The sequence below is a fragment of the Candidatus Limimorpha sp. genome, assembly GCF_056203535.1.
The window spans coordinates 1-2,584 of record NZ_JBADWU010000110.1 but is presented as its reverse complement, the minus strand read 5'-3'; the positions used below and the strand labels follow the sequence as shown (position 1 = coordinate 2,584).

Below are 2,584 nucleotides of genomic sequence, written 5' to 3'. Positions count from 1 at the left end.
GCCCTTGCCAAGGTCGAAATACAGGATGCTGATGGAGTACACTTTCTTCACTTGGTCGTACTTGTTTCCCTTGTGGATGTGCTCGGTGATGGCATTGGCGACTCCATAAAGGATACGCTCCAGATAATACACCTCGCGCGTCTGCTGTATCTCGACGAGGATGATTTCGCCCTTGCTGTTCCGTGCCTTGATGTCGACGCGGTTATACTTGTCGTCAGGGTCGGATTGGTTGCTTTCGCTTTCCAATATCTCAATGATTTTCGTTTCGTCGTTGAGCAAAACCGTAATCAGCCCTTCAAGGATGCTGAAGTTCGCCTTGTCGCGGAGGATTTTCTTCGCCGCCCAGTCGAAGCGGATATATTTGCTTTCGCCGTTCATATTGCCTTTAATTTTGCGCAAAAATAATGATAATTCGGATTTTGAACAAGATATGCATGAAAAAAATTGCGGAACTGCTGATTGCGGTTCCGCAATTTTTTGTAGAGACGTAGCGTGCTACGTCTCGATTTTATTGATTTTGGGAGACGTTGCACGCAACGTCTCTACAGGATTAGAATCCCATGCTAAACCAGTACCAGAATTTGTTTTCCATTTCCTTCCAGGCCTGGCGTGTGGCGCCCGCGAAATCGGAGCTGTATTGGTTGAGCAACAGGGTGGCATCCTTGGCCTTGCCTTCGTCAATGAGGCCTTGCGCTTTTTTCTCAATAGTCGGGATTTCATCGAAAGCCTTGTCTTCGAAACGTGTCACGTTGCCGAGCAGGGTTTGCTTGGTGCGGCCCCATTGCACGGTGGCGAGTTTGTTGGCCTTGCGATAGTGCCAGATCCATGCTTCTTCGCGGTAACGCAGTTGACCGCACTTGTCGAAACCATCAGGAACAATGGTGCAGCCTGAGAAAATCGGGATGCGCGGGCTTTGTCCCGGGTTGTCGCAAGCCATCCAGCAAATGGCACCGATTTCATCGGGGACCCAGCTGCGGCATTGAATGACATGGTTATAGCTGCTCCATGCCACCGAAACTGTGCGGTGGAAATCAACTGTTCCAGGAGCCAGGAAGTTCAGCGTGTTCAGCATGGCACTTGTAAGCCACGGATTGGCGATAGGGCTGATGATGGTGTCGTCGACCAGTGAGCCATCGTCCAAGCGTTTCTTGGTGACCATCTTCACGTTTTGCGTCATGTCCATGTCGGTGCCTTCGTAGGTGCTCTTGAAGAGTTCCATCACTTTGCGCACATCGACATTTTCGTCGGGCTTCACGGAGAATGGAAGTTCTTCCATGTCGGGTGTCAGGTTCAGTGATGGAGCCAGTTGGCTGAGGATGAAATACTCGCGGTCGCTGAAGTTCTTGCCGCCGCCATAGCTGCTGTGGAAGGCTTTGTAGAACACAAATTCGCCCTTGCCGTCCCACAGGCCGTATTTCTTGGCCACGGACTCGCAGTTGTCGGAACAATAGAAGTCCTTGCTCTTGCGTTCGAGCTTGCCGATGCGCGAGATGTTGGCCGAAACGCCCACCTCGTCGTCGGGGATGCGCTTGGCAGCCCACACACTGCCGATTTTTTCGGGACCTTCGCCGAGGATTTCCATCTGCCACACTTCGTTCTTGTCGGCAATGGTGATGCATTCGCCGCCGTCGCCGTAGCCATATTCCTTGACAAGTTTGCCGATGAGCTGGATGGCATCGCGGGCATTGTCGCAACGCTGCAAGGCAACGCGTTCCAGTTCCTCGATCATAAACATGCCTTTGTTATTAACTAAGGTGTCGGGACCTGAGAAAGTGGTTTCGCCAATGGCCAGCTGCTTTTCGTTGAGGCAAGGGTAGGCCGTGTTGAGGTAACGGTAGGTGTGTGCCACTTCAGGGATTTCGCCGGCCAGTTCAGGGCCTCGGTTGTCGAATGGGTCTTCGGTGTGCATGGTGCCTTTATACACCTTGTGCATTTCGCCTTCCTTGTGGTCGGCGGCGGCTTCCCAGCGCATCCAGGTGCGGTAGCGGCCGTCGCAAGTGTGCGAGGTGATGACGGATCCATCGGTTGAGGCGTTTTTGCCTACCATGATGCTGGTGCAGCACGCACCGTCGAGCATTTCCTTGTTGTCGTCCTGCGCCTTGATGTTCAGGCTGAAAACCAGGAGACCTGCTAAGAGTAATGATTTGAATTTGTTCATATTGTATTGATTGTTGAATGATTTGTCTGCATCGTGTTTTTCTGTTGCAAATTTATGGTAAAATTTGGTTTTTCATAACGATTTGGTGAAAAATGACTTGCCTATTCTTCGTTTAGTGATAAGTAACTATTCAAAATTAAACTACATTATAAGGACACGGGATTTCGAGACCGCGAGGCTTCGGGATGCCGGAATGCCTCGTAATCTCGCATTCCCGCGACCTCTATGCCTCGTTTTCAATATGTAAACTAATTTTGATCACCTATTTAATTAAAAAATAAACTGTAGGTATGTTCTATTAATTCATAAATTCGAGTGGAAGCCGTTCCACAAGAGTCAATCTTTCGGAATCAGTCGCTCCTCAGAGGACTTTGGCTGTCGATAGCGTTCGTTTATCCACTCATTGACATGTTGTTTTTGACGATT

At 49.9% G+C, this 2,584-nt stretch carries 2 protein-coding genes; both read right to left on the bottom strand.

Features of this window, described 5'->3' with window-relative positions:
- Positions 1-378, bottom strand: a 378-nt coding sequence (locus AC06MN_RS13955; protein WP_475672984.1) for a PD-(D/E)XK nuclease family transposase, incomplete at its 3' end; no start/stop codon positions are given.
- 172 nt (positions 379-550) lie between these two features.
- Positions 551-2,158, bottom strand: coding sequence for a dipeptidase (locus tag AC06MN_RS13950; RefSeq protein WP_475672983.1), 1,608 nt, complete (start codon positions 2,156-2,158; stop codon positions 551-553).
- Positions 2,159-2,584: the final 426 nt, after the last annotated feature.